Raw genomic sequence first — 17,553 nt, forward strand, 5'->3', positions numbered from 1 at the left:
CTAGCTGCCCTTCGGCTTCTGCCGGTGCTTGTGCTTGGACAGCGCGCCGGACTGGCTGATCTTGCCGGCCTTGTCCCTGTAGGGGTTCTTGGTGCCCTGGTCGCGGAAAGTCAGTCGGATCGGCGTGCCGGGCATGTCGAAATCCTGCCGCAGCCCGTTGACCAGATAGCGCTGGTAGCTGTCGGGCAGCTTGTCGGTATGGGTCGCCATGACCACGAAGGCCGGCGGGCGGGTCTTGACCTGGGTGATATAGCGCAGCCGGATGCGGCGGCCGCCCGGCGCCGGGGGCGGATGCGCCTCGGTCATCGCGCCCAGCCACTGGTTCAGCCGCGCGGTCGGGATGCGGCGGTTCCAGACCTCATGCGCCTTGAGGATCGCGTTGTGCAGCCGGTCCAGCCCCTTGCCGGTTCGGGCCGAGACCGTGACCAGCGGCGCGCCCTTCAGCTGCGGCAAGAGCCGCTCGAAAGCCTCGCGCAGTTCCTTGAGCTTCTCGGGCTTGTCCTCTTCCAGATCCCATTTGTTCGCGGCGACGACCACGGCGCGGCCCTCGGTCTCGGCGAAATCGGCGATGCGCAGGTCCTGCTGCTCGAAGGGGATGCCCACGTCCAGAAGCACCACCACCACCTCGGCGAAGCGCACGGCGCGCAACCCGTCGGCGACGGAAAGCTTTTCCACCTTGTCGGTGACGCGCGCCTTCTTGCGCATCCCGGCGGTGTCGAAGATGCGCACCGGCGTGCCCATGAAATCGGTGCTGACGCTGATCGAATCGCGGGTGATGCCGGCCTCGGGCCCGGTCAGCAGCCGGTCCTCGCCCAGGATCTTGTTGATGAGCGTCGACTTGCCGGCATTCGGCCGGCCGATCACCGCGATCTGCAGGGGCTTCGCGGCCGAGGGGCGCCAATCCTCTGCTTCCTCGTCGCCATCCTCGACGGCGACGTCGGTTTCCGGTGCCTGCTGGACGTTCTGCGCCTCGAAGGCTTCGGCCAGCGGCACGAGGGCGCGGTAGAGGTCGTCCATGCCCTCGCCATGCTCGGCCGAGATGCGCAGGGGCTCGCCCAGGCCAAGCGCATAGGCCTCCATCGCCCCCGCCTCGCCGGCGCGGCCCTCGGCCTTGTTGGCGGCCAGGATCACGTGTCTGGCTCGCTTGCGCAGGATGTCGGCGAAATATTCGTCGGCCGCCGTCACGCCCACGCGGGCGTCGATCACGAACAGGCAGACATCGGCCTCGTCCACCGCGCGCTCGGTCAGGCGGCGCATGCGGCCTTGCAGGCTGTCGTCCTCGGCGATCTCGAGCCCGGCCGAATCGACGACGATGAAGCGCAGGTCGCCCAGCCGCCCCGCCCCCTCGCGCAGGTCGCGGGTCACGCCGGGCTGGTCGTCGACCAGCGCCAGCCGCTTGCCGACAAGACGGTTGAACAGCGTCGACTTGCCGACATTGGGGCGCCCGACAATGGCGAGGGTGAAGCTCATCTGTATGCGATCAACTGGCCGTCATGGGTGACGACGTAAAGGGTCTGCCCCGCCACGGCCGGCGCCGCCGCGGCGCCGCCCGGGATCTGGGCGGTGCCGATCAGCGCGCCCGAGGCGGGATCGAAGACGCGCAGATAGCCGTCCGAGCCGGCAAGGTAAAGCTTCGATCCCGCCAGCACCGGACCGTAATGGTTCCAGACCTTGTCCTGCTTGCGGATGACGGTTTCGGTGAAATAGGGCAGTTTCTGCGCCCAGACCCGGGCGCCGTTCGCGGCATCCAGCCGGATCAGCTGCGCCTGGTCGTTGACCAGAAAGACCGAATTGCCGGCCGCCAGCACCGGGCTGGACGCGCCTTCGCGCGCCTGCCACTTGACCATGCCGCTGGCCAGGTCATAGGCGCCGACGCCGCCCGAGCTGGTGCCGGCATAGACCGTGCCGCCGGAAATGACCGGATCGCCGGTCATCTCGCGGAAATAGGCGACCGAACGGCCCAGCCGCGTGCCGCCGACATTGGCGCTCCAGAGCTGGGCGCCGTTCGAGGCGTCGACGCCGGTCAGCGCGCCGGTATTCGAGGGGAACACCACCGTGCTGCCCGACACCGCCGGCGCCGGCGCGCCCATCACCCCGGCCATGTCCTTGTTGCCGAAGCTGCGCCACAGCACCTTGCCGTCGCTGGCGCGCACCGCCCAGCCGGTCTGGTCGCGGCCCAGCACATAGACCACGCCGTTCGCCACCGTGGGCGCGCCGCCGATCGGCGCCTCGACCCTTTGCCGCCAGGCGATGCCGCCGGTGCGGGCGTCCAGCGCCACCAGCTCGCCATAGCCGGTGGAAGCGAAAAGCCGGTTGCCCTCGAAGGCCAGCCCGCCGCCCGAGACGCTGCGGTCGGATTCGCCGGCCGGGCGCAGGTCGCGGCTCCAGGCCCGGCCGCCGCCCGTGGTGGTGGCGGTGACGGTGGACTGGCTGTCCAGCGCAAAGACCAGCCCCGCCGCGACGACGGGATCGGCGGTGACGCGGTGGCGCTTGTTCGACCCCGCACCGATGGGCGCCGCCCAGATCCGGCTGGTTCCCGCGCCCAAGGCCAGGTTGCCCGGCGCATGCGCGGCATTGCCGGCGCGCTGCGCCCAGTCGGCATTGGCGCGCTGCGGCGGCAGCGACAGGGCGGCGGTGGTCGGCGCCCGGGCGCCCTCGGCGGCGGGGCCCTCGGGCGACAGCACGGCGCGCGGGTCCAGCCGTTCTCCGGGCAGGATCGTGTCGCGCTGCTGGCAGGCCGAAAGGGCGGTCAGGGCGGCCAGGGCGGCGATCAGGGGCAGCCTCGTCATCGCTTTCTCCTCTATCCGGGCCGGGCCTGAGGACGGGCACGGCCGCGGGCGCAGTGGTTCGGTTCGCCGGCGGGGCCGGGTTCAGTTCGCGGCGGGGGCCGGCATGGCCTGAGGGACGGCCTGCGGCCCGGGTCCCTCGCTCTGCTCGGGCTCGACGCCCAGCGTGATCATCATCTCGGACAGGCGGCGGCGCAAGGGCTCGGACAGGCCATCCTTTTGCTGGATCTGGCGGATCAGCATGACCGCGTCCTCCTGCCGGCCGGCGCCGATCAGGGCCACGGCCTTCTGCTCCAGCGCCAGCAGCTCGAAGGGGGCGCCGGGCTTGGACAGCTCGGCCAGCAGCCGGTCGCGCTCGGCCGCGTCCATGGCGGGACCGGCGACCATCACCGCCTTGAGCAACGCCAGGTCGCGCAGCAGCGGGTCGCCCTCCAGCGTGGCCGCCGCGGCCTTGAGCCGCTCGGCCGCCTTCTGCGCCAGGCCGGCCTCGGCCTCGGCGCCGGCGGCCAGCATCTCGGACAGCGCCTTGCGGCCGGCGGACCCGGCCGGATCGACGGCGGAAAGCGCGGCGATCGGGTCCTGGCCCTCTTGCGCCGCGAGCACCGCGTCGCCCCAGGCCCGGGCCCGGGTCTCGGCCTGGTTGCGGGAATATTCGCGCCAGGCCGCACCGCCCACGATGCCCAGGACGACCAGAAGCGCAACCCAGCCATAGCGGCGGAACAGGCCGAACAGCCGGTCGCGGCGCAGATCCTCGGTGACCTCGTCGATGAAGCTGTCGTTCTGATTGGCCATGTCGCCCCCGGAAGTTCTTTGGCGCTGTTCTATACGGGGTTTCACCCGTTTGCCAATGGCGGGCCGCGCCGGGACTGCCGGAAGGCCGAGGCGCTGTAGACTGCCAGCGCCGCCCAGATCATCGCGAAGGCGATCATGTGCCAGCGCGTGAACGCCTCGCCGAAGAGCAGCACCGCGCAAAGGAATTGCAGCGTCGGGTTCAGGTAGAACATCAGCCCCAGCGTCGCCATCCCGACCCGGCGCGCGGCATAGCTGAACAGGATCAGCGGCACCGCCGTGATGACCCCCGAGGCAGCCAGCAGCAGCGAGACGGGCAGATTCCCGCCGAAGCCCAGGGGCTGGGCCAGGGGCGCGGGCATCAGCCCGAGCCCCTGCAGCAGCAGCCAGCCAAGCGCCAGCGGCGCCAGCAGCGCTACTTCGGCGGCGACGGACAGGACGGGGCCAAGCGGCAGCGATTTCTTGAGCGCGCCGTAGAGCACGAAGGTCAGGGCGAGCCCCAGGCTGATCCAGGGCGCCACCCCCAAGCCCCAGGTCAGCAGCGTCACCGCCAGCGCGGCCAGCAGCACGGCCATGCCCTGCGCCCGGCTCAGGCTTTCGCCGAAGACCAGCACCCCCGCCACCACCGCGGTCAGCGGGAAGATGTAATAGCCCAGCGAGCTCTGCACGACATGCCCGGCCTGCACCGCCCAGATGAACAGCCCCCAGTTGAGCGAGATGGTCAGCGCCGCCAGCACGATCCGCCCCACATGCCGGCCGGCCAGCGCCCCGCGCAGCTCGGCCAGCCGGCCCTGCGCGCCCAGCACGACCAGAAACAGCACCAGCGACCACAGGGTGCGATGCGCCAGCACCTCGACCACCGGGACGTCGGAGAGTGCGCGGTAGAAGATCGGCGACAGGCCCCAGGTCACGCAGACCCCGATCATCGCCCAGAAACCCTTGGTCCATTCGCTCATGCGCATTCCCTTTCCGTCCGCCCCAGCCATGCGGTCGATTCGCGACGGAGGCAAGGGGCCGGGGGCTCTGCCCCCACGTCCGCCCGGCCCCGGGGCGGGGCCAGGCGGACGTTCCCCCGGGATATTTCGGCAAGAAAGAAAAGGCCCGCCGGTCGGCGGGCCTTGATGCGAAGCCGGGGATGCGAAGCCGGGCCGAGGATCAGAGGCGCGAGGCCACGTTTTCCCAGTTCACCAGGTTGTTCAGGAAGTTTTCCAGGTATTTCGGCCGGGCGTTGCGGAAGTCGATATAGTAGCTGTGCTCCCACACGTCGCAGCCCAGAAGCGCGGTCTGGCCGAAGCAGAGCGGGTTCACGCCGTTCTCGGTCTTGGTGACCTTGAGGCTGCCGTCCTTGTCCTTGACCAGCCAGGCCCAGCCCGAGCCGAACTGGCCGACGCCGGCCTCGGCGAATTTCTTCTTGAACTCGTCCACCGAACCGAAGGCTTCGGTCAGGGCCTTTTCCAGCTCGCCCGGGATGGCGCCGGGGTTCGGGCCCATCATTTCCCAGAACTGCGCATGGTTCCAGTGCTGGCTGGCATTGTTGAAGATGCCGTTCTGCGCCACGGCCCCCGACTGGTAGGTGCCCTTGACGATGTCCTCGAGGCTCTTGCCTTCCCATTCGGTGCCGGCCACCAGCTCGTTCAGCTTGTCGACATAGGCCTTGTGGTGCTTGTCGTGGTGGTATTCCAGCGTCTCCTTGGACATGCCGCCAGCGGCCAGCGCGTCGTGAGCATAGGGAAGATCGGGAAGCGTGAAGGCCATTTTCGATTTCCTTTCCAACGGTTTCGGATTGTGTTCTGGCACAGGAGCCAGTCGGGGAAAAGCCCTGTCGGCCGCTAAACGCCTTCAACGCGGCGCGGGTTCCGGCCCTAGCCGCCGCCGGGCGAGCCGCAGACGCCCGTCCCGGTCATGACGTTGTCATAGCCCTGCGCGACGGCAGTGACCGAGGCCGCGCCGTCGGATTTCCGCACGGTCAGCCGGTAGTCCAGCCGCTCGGTCCGCTGGCCGGAGGCGTTGCGCACCCCGGCCAAGGCCCAGCCGTAGCTGCGGCTGCTGCGGTCGTCGGCGGTGATCCGGGCCTCGATCGGGCGGCCGAGCAGGTTTTGCAGGATCGGGTCGAAGACCTCGATCCGGCCCTGGCGCGGGCCGGAGGTCTGGCGGGTCAGCATGATGAATTCCGGCACCCAGCCGGTGCCGCTTTCGTCAAGGATCTGGCACATCATCACCACCGGCGGCTCCTGCGCGAGATCCTGGGCCCGCAGGGCCGGGGCCGGCGACAGCAGGCCGGCAAGGGAAAGGGCGGGCAGGATCAGGGCGGGACGCATGGAATCAACCGGATGGCTTTCGCCTTCCATCCATACGCCGCCCTGCCGCCGCCACAAGCCCCGTCCGGACCCCGCAGCGCGGAACTAGCGCGGGTCGAGCTGCGTGCCCGGCGCCGCGGCGGCGGTCAGGATGCCGCGCAGGTAGTCGGTGACCGAGCGGAAGCCGATCAGCACATAGCCGCCCGGTTCGCGCCAGATGCCGCAGGCGACCTGGGCGGCGCGGGTGCGGCGCAGCCCGTCCTCGGGCATGGCCGCCAGGTCGGCGGGACAGAGCTTCATCAGCACGTCCAGCGCCTTGGCGCCCTGGATGCGGAAGGCGGCCCGCATGTCGCTGACATCCAGCACAAGCGCGTGTTCGGTGGACAGCGCGTCCTGCAGGGCGGCCAGCGCCTCGGCCGCCTCGGCGCGCGGCAGGACCAGCAGCAGCTCGTCCGGCGACATCCAGCCGAGAGAGCGGCTGCCGTCGGTGGTGATGCGGCCCCGTTCTGGCAGCGCCACCCCGGCCGCCGCGGCGATGGCCTCGCCCGCGCGCGCCAGATCGGCGCGGATCTGGATCATGCCCCAGTCCTGCACCTGAGAGATCTTCGCCAGTGCCTCAGCCATTCGCCCGGCTCCCTTCCTTGTCGTAGAAGACCGGATCGCAGATCCGCGCCTTGTAGCTTTCCTGACCCGCGACCGGGAATTCCAGAACCTCGCCCATGCGCTCGGGGCCGTTCAGCACCAGACCCATGGCGATGGGCTTGTTGAGCGTCGGCGACATGTAGGTCGAGGTCACCCGGCCCTGGGTGTTGCGCTGGCCGTTCGGGTTCACGCCATCGGCCACCGCATAGACGCCGTCGGGCAGCACCCGGCCGTCGACGCTTTCCAGCCCCACCAGCTTCCAGCGCCGGGGATCGGTCATGTGGCTGCGCTCCTGCGCCCGCTTGCCGATATAGTCGGCCTTCTTCTTGCTGATCGCCCAGCCCAGGCCCAGGTCCTGCGGGATCACCGTGCCGTCGGATTCGTCGCCGATCATGATGAAGCCCTTTTCGGCGCGCATGACGTGCATGGCCTCGGTGCCGTAGGGGGTGACGTTCAGGTCGCGCCCGGCCTCATGCAGCTTTTCCCACAACTCCAGGCCGCGGTTCGCCGGCACCGCCACCTCGAAGCTGAGCTCGCCCGAGAAGCTGATGCGATAGACGCGGGCGGGGATGCCGGCGATCTCGCCCTCGGCCCAGCCCATGAAGGGCAGCGCCTCGGCCGACAGGTCCATGCCGCCCAGCCGCTCCAGCAGCACGCGGGCCTTGGGACCGACCACGGCGACCTGCGCCCATTGCTCGGTGACGTTGGCGGTATAGACCTTCCAGTCCCACCATTCGCATTGCAGCCAGTCTTCCATATGGCCATGCATCCGGTCGGCGCCGCCGGTGGTGGTGTGCACCAGCCAGGTATCCTCGCTGAGGCGCGCGGCCACGCCGTCATCCACAAGGAAGCCGTTCTCGTTGCAGATCAGGCCATAGCGGCACTTGCCGATGGGCAGGCTGGACATCATGCCGGTATACATCATGTCGAGGAACTTGCCCGCATCCGGGCCCTTGACGATGATCTTGCCCAGCGTCGAGGCGTCGAGCGTGCCGACCGAGGCCCGCACCGCCCGGATCTCGCGCGCCACCGCGTCGCCATGGCTTTCGCCCGCCTTCGGGTAGCAATAGGGGCGGCGCCAGTGGCCGACCGGCTCGAAGAAGGCGCCGTGGCTTTCGTGCCAGCCATGCATGGGCGTCTTGCGCAAGGGCTGGAAGATCTCGCCCCGCGCCTCGCCGGCGATGGTGCCCAGCGTCAGCGGCGTATAGGGCGGGCGGAAGGTCGTCGTGCCGGTGGCCGGGATCGGCTGGTTCAGCGCATTGGACAGAACGGCGAGGCCGTTGATGTTGCTGACCTTGCCCTGATCGGTCGCCATGCCGAGGGTCGTGTAACGCTTGGTATGCTCGACGCTGTGATAGCCTTCCTGCGCGGCCAGTTCGACATCCGAGACCTTCACGTCGTTCTGGAAGTCGAGCCACATCTTGAACTTCATCTTGCGCGTGGCGTGGGCCGGCATGACCCAGACCGGCATGGTCGCGGATTCCGCCTGCGCGCCGGTCAGGTCCGGGACCAGCAGGTCGCCCGCCGCCGCGCCGACGCAGCTGGCCATCGCCTTGCCGTCCGCGCCGGTCGGCGGGCGGTTCGGGTCGGGGGCGAACATCGACTGCGCGTCGGACCAGGTCAGCTTGCCGCCGCAATGGCTCCACAGGTGCACCACCGGAGACCAGCCGCCGGACATGGCGACGCAATCGGCATCCACGGTCTCGGTCACCTCGCCCGAGCCGGAATGCGCGCAGATCTTGACCGCCTCGACGCCATGGCCGCCCTTGATGCCGGCGATGGCGCTGCCGGTCAGGATGCGCACGCCGCGGGCGCGCACCGCCGCGGGCAGCGCGCCGCCGGCCGAACTGCGGGCGTCGATCACCACCGGCACTTCCAGCCCCGCATCCAGCGCCACCAGCGCGGTGCGATAGGCGTCGTCGTTGTTGGTCACCACGACGATCTTGCGGCCCGGCGCCACGCCATAATTGTCGATATAGTCCCGCACGGCCGAGGCCAGGATCACGCCCGGCACGTCATTGCCGGCAAAGCTCAGCGGCCGCTCCAGCGCGCCGGTGGCGACGATCACATGGCCCGCGCGGATGCGCCACAGGCGCTGGCGCGGGATGCCCGCATTCGGGTCGTGATCGGCCAGCGATTCCCGCACCAGCAGATAGCCATGGTCGTAAAGCCCGGTCGCCTGGGTCGAGCGGCGCAGGGTGACGCCGGCCATGCCGCGCAGTTCCGCCAGCAGCGCATCGACGCGGGACTGGCCGTCTGCGTGGTCGGTGGGGGTGCGGCCGCCGAAATGCGGCGTCTGCTCGACCAGCCAGACCGACTTGCCGTCGCGGGCCGCGTCGCGGGCCGCGGTCAGGCCGGCGATGCCGCCGCCGACCACCACCACGTCCACATGGGCATAGGCCTGTTCATACTTGTCCGGATCGGCCTCGGTCGGGGCCTTGCCCAGCCCGGCCGAGCGGCGGATGATCGGCTCGAACACATGCTTCCAGAACGGGCGCGGATGGATGAAGGTCTTGTAATAGAAACCCGCCGGGAAAAAGCGATACATCCAGTTGTTGATCGCGCCGATATCGGCGTTCAGGCTGGGCCAGCAATTCTGGCTGGCGGTAACCATGCCGCCGACCAGCGGCGTGGTGGTGGCGCGCTGGTTCGGCTCGAATCGGCCGCCCTGACCCAGGCCCAGCAGCGCGTTCGGTTCCTCGGCGCCCGAGGCGATGGGGCCGCGCGGCCGGTGATACTTGAAGCTGCGGCCCATCATCAGCTGGCCGTTCGCCAGCAGGGCCGAGGCCAGCGTGTCGCCCGCGACCCCGCGCATCTGGCGGCCGTCGAAGCGGAAGGGCAGTTGATAGGCGCGGTCGATCAGGCGGCCGCCGCGCGGCAGGCGGAAGGGTCCGGTCTCGGTCATGCGTTCAGGCTTTCGGCGGGAGTGTCGGCGGAAGTGTCGGCAGGGGTTTCGCTCCAGTCGGGCTGCCAGTCCGGACGCTGCGCCCGGATGGCGGCGACGATCTCGGGCGTCGGATGCGGGGTCTGGGCGCTGTAGGTGCCAAAGACCTGCAGCGTGGCGGTGTCGCGCGCCGCCAGGAACCACTTGCCGCAGCCATAGGCATGGCGCCAGCGTTCGAAATGCACGCCCTTGGGGTTCTTGCGGGCGAACAGATAGGCCTCGAACTCCTCGTCGGTCGAACCGGGGCCGAAACGCTTCAGATGCGCCTCGCCGCCGGGTTGCAGCTCGGTTTCCTCGGCCGCGATGCCGCAATAGGGACAGGTCAGGGTCAGCATGGATCACTCCTTCGGCGGCAGGGCGCGCGCAGGGGGAACCGGCCCGTGGGCAGGCCGGATGCGCAGGACAGCAGTGGAAATCGGGGAACGGGCCGGAAAGCCCCGGCCGGGGGCGGAAACGCAGGCGACCGCAGCCCGCCCCTGGCGGGGCCGGATCACGGGCGTTTCAAAGCGAAGGCGAACACGGCGCGGCAGGCCGCAGGGCCCGCGCAACGCCGCGCTCATGCCAGCGTGGACAGGGACAGGCCCGCCGCGCTGCGCATGAAGATCAGCCGAGGGGCGCAATGCCCCCCGGCCCGCGGAAGGGCCGGCACCCGAAGGCGCCGGGACAGGCGCCTTAGTTGGTGGAAGGCGCCGCAGGTTCGGCCGGAGCCGGAGTCGCAGGCTCGGCCGGGACCGGAGCAGCGGGATCGGCAGGAGCAGCAGGCTCGGCCGGCGGTTCGACGGAGATGGCGCCGTCATCGACGGGCGCGGGTTCGGACGAAACGGCCGGATCGGTCGGCGGCTCGGTCGCGGTCGGCTCGGTGCCCGAGGACACGAACCAATAGATGACCACCAGCACGACGACGACGACGCCAACGATGAGCCAGAGGTTGCTCTTGTTCTGTTCGGCCATGAAGAAAACTCCTTGGTCATGGGGACGTAACTTAACAATTCATTAGATGAATAAGAGTTTCCCATGACTTGCACGATTTTTTCCGCAACGGTGCGGAGATGGGCGAAATTCGGCCCAAAATCCGCCCCGCAGGCCGGCAGGAACCCGCCCGCGCCGCGCATCAATGCGCCACCCCCGCGGCGACGCTCTCGTCGATGAAGCGGCCCTCGACGAAACGGTTCAGGCCGAAATCCTTGGCCAGCGGGCCGGGCTGGCCCTTGGCCAGCAGCTCGGCCATCGCCCAGCCCGAGCCGGGGATGGCCTTGAAGCCGCCGGTGCCCCAGCCGCAGTTGACGAAGATGTTGCCGACCGGCGTGGTGGACAGGATCGGCGAGCGGTCGCCGGTCATGTCGACGATGCCGCCCCATTGCCGCAGCATCTTCAGCCGCGACAGCATCGGGAAGGTCTCGATCAGCGCGCGCACCGTCTCCTCGACATGGTGCCAGGAGCCGCGCTGGGTGTAGTTGTTGAAGCCGTCGGTGCCGCCGCCGATCACCATCTCGCCCTTGTCGGATTGCGACAGGTAGCCGTGGACGGTGTTGGCCATGATGACGATGTCGCAGCAGGGCTTGATCGGCTCGCTGACCAGCGCCTGCAGCGCCAGCGATTCGATGGGCAGGCGGAAGCCGGCCATCTCGGCCAGGACCGAGCTGTGGCCGGCGGCGATCAGCGCCAGCTTGTCGCATTCGATGCGGCCCTTGCCGGTGTTCACCGCCCTGACCTGCCCGTTCGCGGTCTCGATGCCGGTGACTTCGCAGTTCTGGATGATGTGCATGCCCATGGCCGAGCAGGCGCGGGCATAGCCCCAGGCCACGGCGTCGTGGCGGGCGGTGCCGCCGCGCTCCTGGTAGAGCCCGCCGAGGACCGGATAGCGCGGCCCGTCGATGTTGATGATCGGCAGCATGTCCTTGATGCGCTTGGGGCTGACCCATTCGGTCGCCACGCCCTGCAGCTGGTTGGCATAGACGGTGCGCTTGTAGCCGCGCACCTCGTGTTCGGTCTGCGCCAGCATCAGAAGGCCGCGCGGGCTGAACATGATGTTGTAGTTCAGGTCCTGCGACAGGTTCTCGTAAAGCTTCAGCGCCTTGTCGTAGATCGCCGCCGAAGGGTCCTGCAGGTAGTTCGAGCGGATGATGGTGGTGTTGCGGCCGGTATTGCCGCCGCCCAGCCAGCCCTTCTCGATGATGGCGACATCGGTGATGCCGAAATTCTTGCCCAGGTAATAGGCGGTGGCAAGGCCATGGCCGCCGGCGCCCACGATGACGACCTGGTATTTCTTCTTGGGCTCGGGACTGGCCCAGGCGCGTTTCCAGCCGGTATGCAGCCGCATCGCCTCTTTAGCGATGGCAAAGACCGAATAGCGGCCGGTGCTGGAACTTGCAGATGCGGGCATGGCGGAACCTCTTGCGACTCGACCCGTGCAGAGTGAAGCGAGGGCGGTGTTCGGGCAAGCCGCGTTGCGACGGGGCGATTGTCGAATTGCGTCAGGGGACGGCGCAGATGTCCCGAAGGAGATTTGCGCATTTGTCGCAGGGCTTTGACTTTCTCGCCGCGGCGAAAGCCGCTATCACCGGCAGCAGCCAAAAGGGGAAGCCGATGTTCTGGATCATCTGCGCCGCGCTGGCGGGGGTGGTGGCGGTGGCCATCGCCGCGCCGCTTCTGCGCCGGCAGGGCGAGGGCGCCGAGCCCACCGCCGCCTATGACCTGCGGGTCTATCGCGACCAGCTGCGCGAGGTCGGGCGGGATCTGGACCGCGGCCTGATCGACGAGGCCGATGCCGAACGGCTGCGGGTCGAGATCGGCCGCAAGGTGCTGGCCGCGGACCGCGCGCTGGAACGCGCCGGCAGTGCCCGCCGCGCGCCGGGCGGCTGGGCGGCGCTGGCGGTTCTGGCGCTGCTGCTGGCCGGGGCCTTCCTGCTTTACCAGCGCATCGGCCAGCCCGAGCGTCCCGACGCCCCCATCGCGCAGCGCATCGCCGAGGCACAGGCGCTTTACGACGGCCGCCCCAGCCAGGCCGAGGCAGAGGCCAAGACCCCCCGGCCCCAGCGCCCCGAGCCCGATGCGGACTATGCGGCGCTGATCGAACGGCTGCGTGAGGCGGTGCTGAAGAACCCGAACGACCCGCGCGGGCTGGAACTGCTGGCCGAGCACGAGGAAAGGCTGGGCAACCTGATCGCCGCCAAGGACGCGCAGCGCCGGCTGGTGGCGCTGCGCGGCGAGGCTGCCAGCGCCGAGGAGCTGGCGCGGCTGGCCGGGCTGACCATCGAGGCGGCGGGCGGCATCATCACCGCCGAAGGCGAGGATGCGGTGGCCCGGGCGCTGGCCCGCGATCCGCACAATCCGCAGGCGCGCTTCATGGTCGGGCTGCTGCATCTGCAGAACGGCCGCCCCGACCGCGCCTTTCCGATCTGGGCCGGGCTGCTGGCCGAGGGGCCGGAAAGCGCGCCCTGGATCCAGCCGATCCGCGCCGCGATCGGCGATCTGGCCTGGTTCGCCGGCCGCCCGGACTATACCCCGCCCGAGCCCCGGACCGATTCCGCGCCCGCTTCCGCACCCGGCTCGCCGGCCCTGCCCGGCCCGGATGCGGAGGCCGTGGCAGCGGCGGGGGACATGAGCCCCGAGGAACGCCAGCAGATGGTCGAGGGCATGGTCAAGGGGCTGGAGACCCGGCTTGCCACCCAGGGCGGCACGCCCGAGGAATGGGCGCGGCTGATCTCGTCCCTGCCGGTGATCGGGCAAAAGGACCACGCCGCCGCCATCCTGGGCGAGGCCCGGCAGCGTTTCGCGGGCAACCGGCCGGCGCTGGACCTGATCGAGGCGGCGGCGGAACAGGCGGGGCTGGAATGATCTGCGAGAGCATCGAGGCATTCGCCGCCGCCCTGCCCCGCACCGGCGCGGTGGCCGGGCTGGACCTGGGCACCAAGACCATCGGCGTCGCGGTCAGCGACGGGCTGCGCAGCGTCGCCTCGCCCCTGACGGTGATCCGGCGCGAGAAGTTCACCTTGGACGCCCAGGCGCTGCTGAAGATCGCCGCCGACCGGGCGCTGGTCGGGCTGGTGCTGGGCCTGCCGCGCAACATGGACGGCAGCGAGGGGCCGCGCGCACAATCCACCCGCGCCTTCGCCCGCAACCTGGAACGGCTGACGCCGCTGCCCATCGGCTTCTGGGACGAGCGGCTCTCGACCGTCGCGGCCGAGCGGGCGCTGCTTGAGGGGGACACCTCGCGCAAGCGCCGGGCCGAGGTGATCGACCAGGTCGCGGCCGGCTATATCCTGCAGGGCGCGCTGGACCGGCTGCGCTTCCTGGGCGCGGCGGGATGAAGCCCTCGACCCCCTGCATCGACATCTGCAAGATCGACCCGGCAAGCCGGCTTTGCACCGGCTGCCTGCGCAGCATCGACGAGATCACCCGCTGGGGCCGCATGACCGAGGCCGAGCGGCTGGCCGTCATGGCCGAACTGCCCCGCCGGCGGCCGGCGGATTAGCGCGTCACCACCCGCACCTCGCGGATCGCGGCCTTCAGCCGCACCCGGGTTTCCACCGGCTCGCGCGCCACGGCGTCCAGGATCGCCCGCATGTCGCCGCGCAGCCCGTGCAGCTGGTCGACCAGCGACAGCACCAGGCCCAGCGCCTCCTCGTCGAGGTGATAGCCCTCGGCCAGGTCGACCACCAGGCTCAGCCGCGCCAGGTCCAGCTCGCGGAACAGCGGCCCCTGTTCGGATTGCACCGGCATGACGACGCCGGCGCGGATATAGCGGTCCAGCTGTTCGGGCGTCAGGTCGCTGACGGCCGCCAGCGTCTCGGTCAGGGTATAATGGCGCTGGGTCATTTTCCCCTCCTCGGGTCATAGGCGTGGGTCTGCCGCCATTGCTCCATGAAGCGCGCCAGCTCGTCATCGACCTTGGGCGGCATGACGATCTTCAGGATGACATGCTGGTCGCCGCGCCGTCCGCCCTCGCCCTTGATGCCGCGCCCCTTCAGCCGCAGCTTCTGGCCCGAGCTGGCGCCGCGCGGGATGGTCAGCATGACCGGCCCCTCGATGGTCTGCGCCTCGACCTTGCCGCCCAGCACGGCCTCGTCGATGGTGATGGGCAGCGTGGTCTCGACATCGTTGCCGTCGCGCTTCCAGTCGGGATCCTCGGCCACGATCAGGGTCAGGAGCGCGTCGCCCGGCCCGCCCTCGCCGATGCCGGGCCCGCCCTTGCCGCGCAGCCGGATCACCTGGCCGTCATGGGCGCCCTCGGGGATCTTCACCTCCAGCACGCTGCCGTCGGGCATGGTGATCCGGGTCGAGCCGCCGCGCGCCGCGGTCATGAAATCGATCTCCAGCGTGAATCGCTGGTCGGGGCCGCGCATGTCGAAGCTGCGCGCCCCGCCGCCGCGCCGTCCGCCGGCGCCGCGCCCGAACAGGTCGGAAAACACGTCCGACAGATCGTCGAAACCGTGATGCTGGCGATAGGGATTGTCGCCCGATTCGGCATATTCGCGGTAATAGTGCCGCTGCGGCCGCTCCTGTCCCTGGGCATCGATCTCGCCGCGGTCGAAGCGGGCGCGCTGCTCGGGATCCTTGAGCAGATCATAGGCGGTCGAGGCGGCCTTGAAGCGTTCATGCGCCGCCGGGTCCGGGTTCAGGTCCGGGTGGTCGGTCTTGGCGATCCGGCGATAGGCCTTCTTGATCTCGTCCTGCGTGGCATTCTTGTCCAGTCCCAGCGCCTTGTATGGATCGTCGGCCATGGCCGCGGCTTCCTTTCCTCACCTGTCCTCCCCGGAACGCATCGGCGCGTCCTGGGTTTCCTGCCCGTTCCGTCCCGGCCGCGGGGCGGTGAAACTGCCGCCCGGCATGAAGCCCGCGCTGAGCGGCAGCGCCGCCGCCCCCAGCGTGCGCGCCTGTCGCCCCAGGGTTCCGGCGCGCACCTCGGGCAAGGTGACGCCGTGATGGCGCATCGCGGCCAGGCCGTCGGCGGTCGCCCGCACCAGCGCCTCGCGCAGCGCGGCCGGCATGGCCCCGTCGATCACCACCAGCGGCAGGTCCAGCACCGCGACCGCCCCCAGCGCCGCATGGGACAGCACCCGCGCCGATTCGTCCAGCCATTGCCGGGCGATGGCCGGCGGCAGCTGCCAGTCGGCATCGTCCAGCGGCAGGTCGCGCCCCAGCGCCGTCTCCAGCACGGAAACCGAAGCCACGTCCAGCACCTGTCGCCCGCCCGGCACCGGGCAGGAGCCCATCGCCCCCGCATTGCGCGACGGTCCCAGCCGCAGCCGCCCGTCCAGCACCACGCCGCCGCCGCCGAAATGCGCAAGGTAGAAATACAGGAAATCCTCGGGCAGATCCTCGGTGCCGAACATCATCTCGGCCCCGCAGGCGCAGGAGCCGTCGTTCTCCAGCCAGACCGGCAGGTCCAGCGCCGCGGCCAGCTCGGCGCGCAGGTCGCGGCCGCGCCAGGGCTGCATCTCCTCGGCCCAGTCCCACAGGTAGAAGGGGCTGGCGATGCCCATGCCCGACAGCCGCGCACGCTGCGCCTCGGTCAGGTCCGCCAGGATCGCCGCGGTGCCGGCGACGGCGAAATCGCGGATCGCGTCGGGATGCGGATAGGCATGCGGCAGCACCCGGATCTGCCGGATCCGGCCGGCGAAATCGACCAGCACCAGCTCGGCCACCCGGCGCCCGACCTTGAGCCCCAGGAACAGCGCCCCCTCGGGCGCCAGGGCCAGCGGCAGCAGCGGCTGGCCGACCTTGCCGCGCCGACGCTCGCCCCCGGCATCCAGCAGGCCGGCGGCGATCAGCTCGCGCGTGATGTTGGTGACGGCCTGCGCCGACAGGCCCGTCGCCTGCGCCAGCGCGGCGCGCGGCATCGGCCCGTTGCGGCGAATCAGCCACAGGATCAGGCGCTCGTTCTGGCTGCGGACCCCCTGCGGCGTCGCCGCCGCCGGCATGGTGTTCGGCATGGTTCCATCCTCCCCCCTATATAAATCAACGAAATTGATTTATTGACAAGCCCCTCTTTCTTCGGCAGCCTTTTGGAGGAGGCGGCGGTCAGACCCGCCCAGAGGAGGAAGGACATCATGACCAAGACGACACTGCTGCGCGCGGCGCTGGCGGGCACGGCCCTGACCCTGATCGCCGGCATGGCGCAGGCCGACAGCGCCTGTCTGATCACCAAGACCGACACCAACCCCTTCTTCGTGAAGATGAAGGAAGGCGCCCAGACCAAGGCGGCCGAGCTGGGGATCGAGCTGAAATCCTATGCCGGCCGCATCGACGGCGACCACGAAAGCCAGGTCGCGGCGGTCGAGGCCTGCATCGCGGACGGCGCCAAGGGCATCCTGATCACCGCCTCGGACACCAAGGCCATCGTCGATTCCGTGCAGGCGGCGCGGGATGCCGGGCTGCTGGTCATCGCGCTGGACACGCCGCTGGACCCGATCGACGCGGCGGACGCGACCTTCGCCACCGACAATTTCAAGGCCGGCGAGCTGATCGGCCAATGGGCCAGGGCCACCATGGGCGACGCGGCGGCCGAGGCCAAGATCGCGCTTCTGGACCTGGCGATCTCGCAGCCCTCGGTCGACGTGCTGCGCGACCAGGGCTTCCTGCAGGGCTTCAGCATCGAGCTGGGCGACCCCGAGAAATGGGGCGACGAGACCGATCCGCGCATCGTCGGCCACGAGGTCACCTCGGGCAATGAGGAAGGCGGGCTGAAGGCCATGGAGAGCCTGCTGGCCAAGGACCCCGACATCAACCTGGTCTATACCATCAACGAACCCGCCGCCGCCGGCGCCTATGAGGCGCTGAAGGCCGTCGGGCGCGAGAACGACGTTCTGATCGTTTCGGTCGATGGCGGCTGCCCGGGCGTGCAGAACGTCGCGGAGGGCGTGATCGGCGCCACCTCGCAGCAATATCCGCTGGACATGGCGTCGCAAGGCATCGAGGCCATCGCCGCCTTCGCCAAGGACGGCACCAAGCCCGCGCCGACCGAGGGCAAGGACTTCGTCGATACCGGCGTGCAGCTGGTCACCGACAAGCCGGCCGAGGGCGTCGAATCCATCGACAGCACCAAGGGGACCGAGCTCTGCTGGGGCTGAGCCTCGATTGAACCGCAGGGCGG

The 17,553-nt window shown here is 69.9% G+C and carries 18 protein-coding genes; 4 read left to right on the forward strand and 14 right to left on the reverse strand.

Annotated elements, in window-relative coordinates:
- The 11 genes from der to PARJ55_RS0111160 all read right to left on the reverse strand — a co-directional run bounded on the left by der (position 1) and on the right by PARJ55_RS0111160 (position 11,841).
- Entirely contained in the window at positions 1-1,470 is a 1,470-nt protein-coding gene (gene der / locus PARJ55_RS0111110; RefSeq protein WP_028713106.1) for a ribosome biogenesis GTPase Der, read from the reverse strand.
- The gene (locus PARJ55_RS0111115) at positions 1,467-2,789 is read right to left on the reverse strand and encodes a PQQ-binding-like beta-propeller repeat protein (RefSeq protein ID WP_028713107.1); all 1,323 of its coding nucleotides are present in this window, start codon (positions 2,787-2,789) and stop codon (positions 1,467-1,469) included. The genes der and PARJ55_RS0111115 overlap by 4 nt, the downstream gene beginning before the upstream one ends.
- Before the next feature lie 81 nt (positions 2,790-2,870).
- A complete protein-coding gene (locus tag PARJ55_RS0111120; RefSeq protein WP_036698221.1) occupies positions 2,871-3,578 on the reverse strand; it encodes a tetratricopeptide repeat protein in 708 nt (235 codons plus the stop codon).
- 41 nt (positions 3,579-3,619) lie between these two features.
- Entirely contained in the window at positions 3,620-4,531 is a 912-nt protein-coding gene (gene rarD / locus PARJ55_RS0111125; protein WP_028713109.1) for an EamA family transporter RarD, read from the reverse strand.
- 199 nt (positions 4,532-4,730) lie between these two features.
- The gene (locus PARJ55_RS0111130) at positions 4,731-5,330 is read right to left on the reverse strand and encodes a superoxide dismutase (protein WP_011746863.1); all 600 of its coding nucleotides are present in this window, start codon (positions 5,328-5,330) and stop codon (positions 4,731-4,733) included.
- A 107-nt stretch (positions 5,331-5,437) separates the two neighbouring features.
- Entirely contained in the window at positions 5,438-5,893 is a 456-nt protein-coding gene (locus PARJ55_RS0111135; protein WP_028713110.1) for a hypothetical protein, read from the reverse strand.
- An 84-nt stretch (positions 5,894-5,977) separates the two neighbouring features.
- Positions 5,978-6,496, reverse strand: coding sequence for a sarcosine oxidase subunit gamma (locus tag PARJ55_RS0111140; protein ID WP_028713111.1), 519 nt, complete (start codon positions 6,494-6,496; stop codon positions 5,978-5,980).
- Entirely contained in the window at positions 6,489-9,419 is a 2,931-nt protein-coding gene (locus PARJ55_RS0111145) for a sarcosine oxidase subunit alpha family protein (RefSeq protein WP_028713112.1), read from the reverse strand. Before PARJ55_RS0111145 ends, PARJ55_RS0111140 begins: the two co-directional genes overlap by 8 nt.
- Positions 9,416-9,793, reverse strand: a complete 378-nt coding sequence (locus PARJ55_RS0111150) for a sarcosine oxidase subunit delta (RefSeq protein WP_028713113.1) — start codon at positions 9,791-9,793, stop codon at positions 9,416-9,418. The genes PARJ55_RS0111145 and PARJ55_RS0111150 overlap by 4 nt, the downstream gene beginning before the upstream one ends.
- Positions 9,794-10,130: 337 nt before the next feature.
- A complete protein-coding gene (locus tag PARJ55_RS0111155; RefSeq protein WP_028713114.1) occupies positions 10,131-10,409 on the reverse strand; it encodes a hypothetical protein in 279 nt (92 codons plus the stop codon).
- 160 nt (positions 10,410-10,569) lie between these two features.
- Entirely contained in the window at positions 10,570-11,841 is a 1,272-nt protein-coding gene (locus PARJ55_RS0111160) for a sarcosine oxidase subunit beta family protein (RefSeq protein WP_028713115.1), read from the reverse strand.
- 203 nt (positions 11,842-12,044) lie between these two features.
- Here PARJ55_RS0111160 and ccmI point away from each other — a divergent pair, with 203 nt between their 5' ends.
- From ccmI to PARJ55_RS0111175, 3 genes are read left to right on the forward strand one after another with little or no spacing between them, the layout of a single operon-like run.
- Entirely contained in the window at positions 12,045-13,295 is a 1,251-nt protein-coding gene (gene ccmI / locus PARJ55_RS0111165) for a c-type cytochrome biogenesis protein CcmI (protein ID WP_036698277.1), read from the forward strand.
- Positions 13,292-13,768 (forward strand): Holliday junction resolvase RuvX, encoded by a 477-nt coding sequence (ruvX, locus tag PARJ55_RS0111170; protein WP_028713117.1) that lies wholly within the window; start codon positions 13,292-13,294, stop codon positions 13,766-13,768. Before ccmI ends, ruvX begins: the two co-directional genes overlap by 4 nt.
- Complete coding sequence (locus PARJ55_RS0111175) at positions 13,765-13,932, forward strand: DUF1289 domain-containing protein (RefSeq protein ID WP_028713118.1); 168 nt, start codon at positions 13,765-13,767, stop codon at positions 13,930-13,932. The genes ruvX and PARJ55_RS0111175 overlap by 4 nt, the downstream gene beginning before the upstream one ends.
- Here the strand turns inward: PARJ55_RS0111175 and PARJ55_RS0111180 are convergent.
- Genes PARJ55_RS0111180 through PARJ55_RS24820 form a run of 3 tightly spaced genes read right to left on the reverse strand, consistent with a single transcriptional unit; the run spans position 13,929 to position 16,393 of the window.
- Positions 13,929-14,276: a hypothetical protein gene (locus PARJ55_RS0111180; protein WP_028713119.1), complete on the reverse strand. Its 348-nt coding sequence runs from the start codon at positions 14,274-14,276 to the stop codon at positions 13,929-13,931. The genes PARJ55_RS0111175 and PARJ55_RS0111180 overlap by 4 nt on opposite strands.
- Complete coding sequence (locus tag PARJ55_RS0111185) at positions 14,273-15,181, reverse strand: DnaJ C-terminal domain-containing protein (RefSeq protein ID WP_028713120.1); 909 nt, start codon at positions 15,179-15,181, stop codon at positions 14,273-14,275. Before PARJ55_RS0111185 ends, PARJ55_RS0111180 begins: the two co-directional genes overlap by 4 nt.
- 18 nt (positions 15,182-15,199) lie before the next feature.
- On the reverse strand, positions 15,200-16,393 hold the full coding sequence (locus PARJ55_RS24820) for an ROK family transcriptional regulator (protein ID WP_028713121.1): 1,194 nt from the start codon (positions 16,391-16,393) through the stop codon (positions 15,200-15,202).
- 117 nt (positions 16,394-16,510) lie between these two features.
- Between PARJ55_RS24820 and PARJ55_RS0111195 the strand changes: the two genes are divergently transcribed.
- On the forward strand, positions 16,511-17,530 hold the full coding sequence (locus PARJ55_RS0111195) for a sugar ABC transporter substrate-binding protein (protein ID WP_028713122.1): 1,020 nt from the start codon (positions 16,511-16,513) through the stop codon (positions 17,528-17,530).
- The last annotated feature ends 23 nt before the right edge of the window (positions 17,531-17,553 follow it).

Origin of the sequence: Paracoccus sp. J55, assembly GCF_000513975.1 — a bacterium.
Classification (GTDB): Bacteria; Pseudomonadota; Alphaproteobacteria; order Rhodobacterales; family Rhodobacteraceae; genus Paracoccus.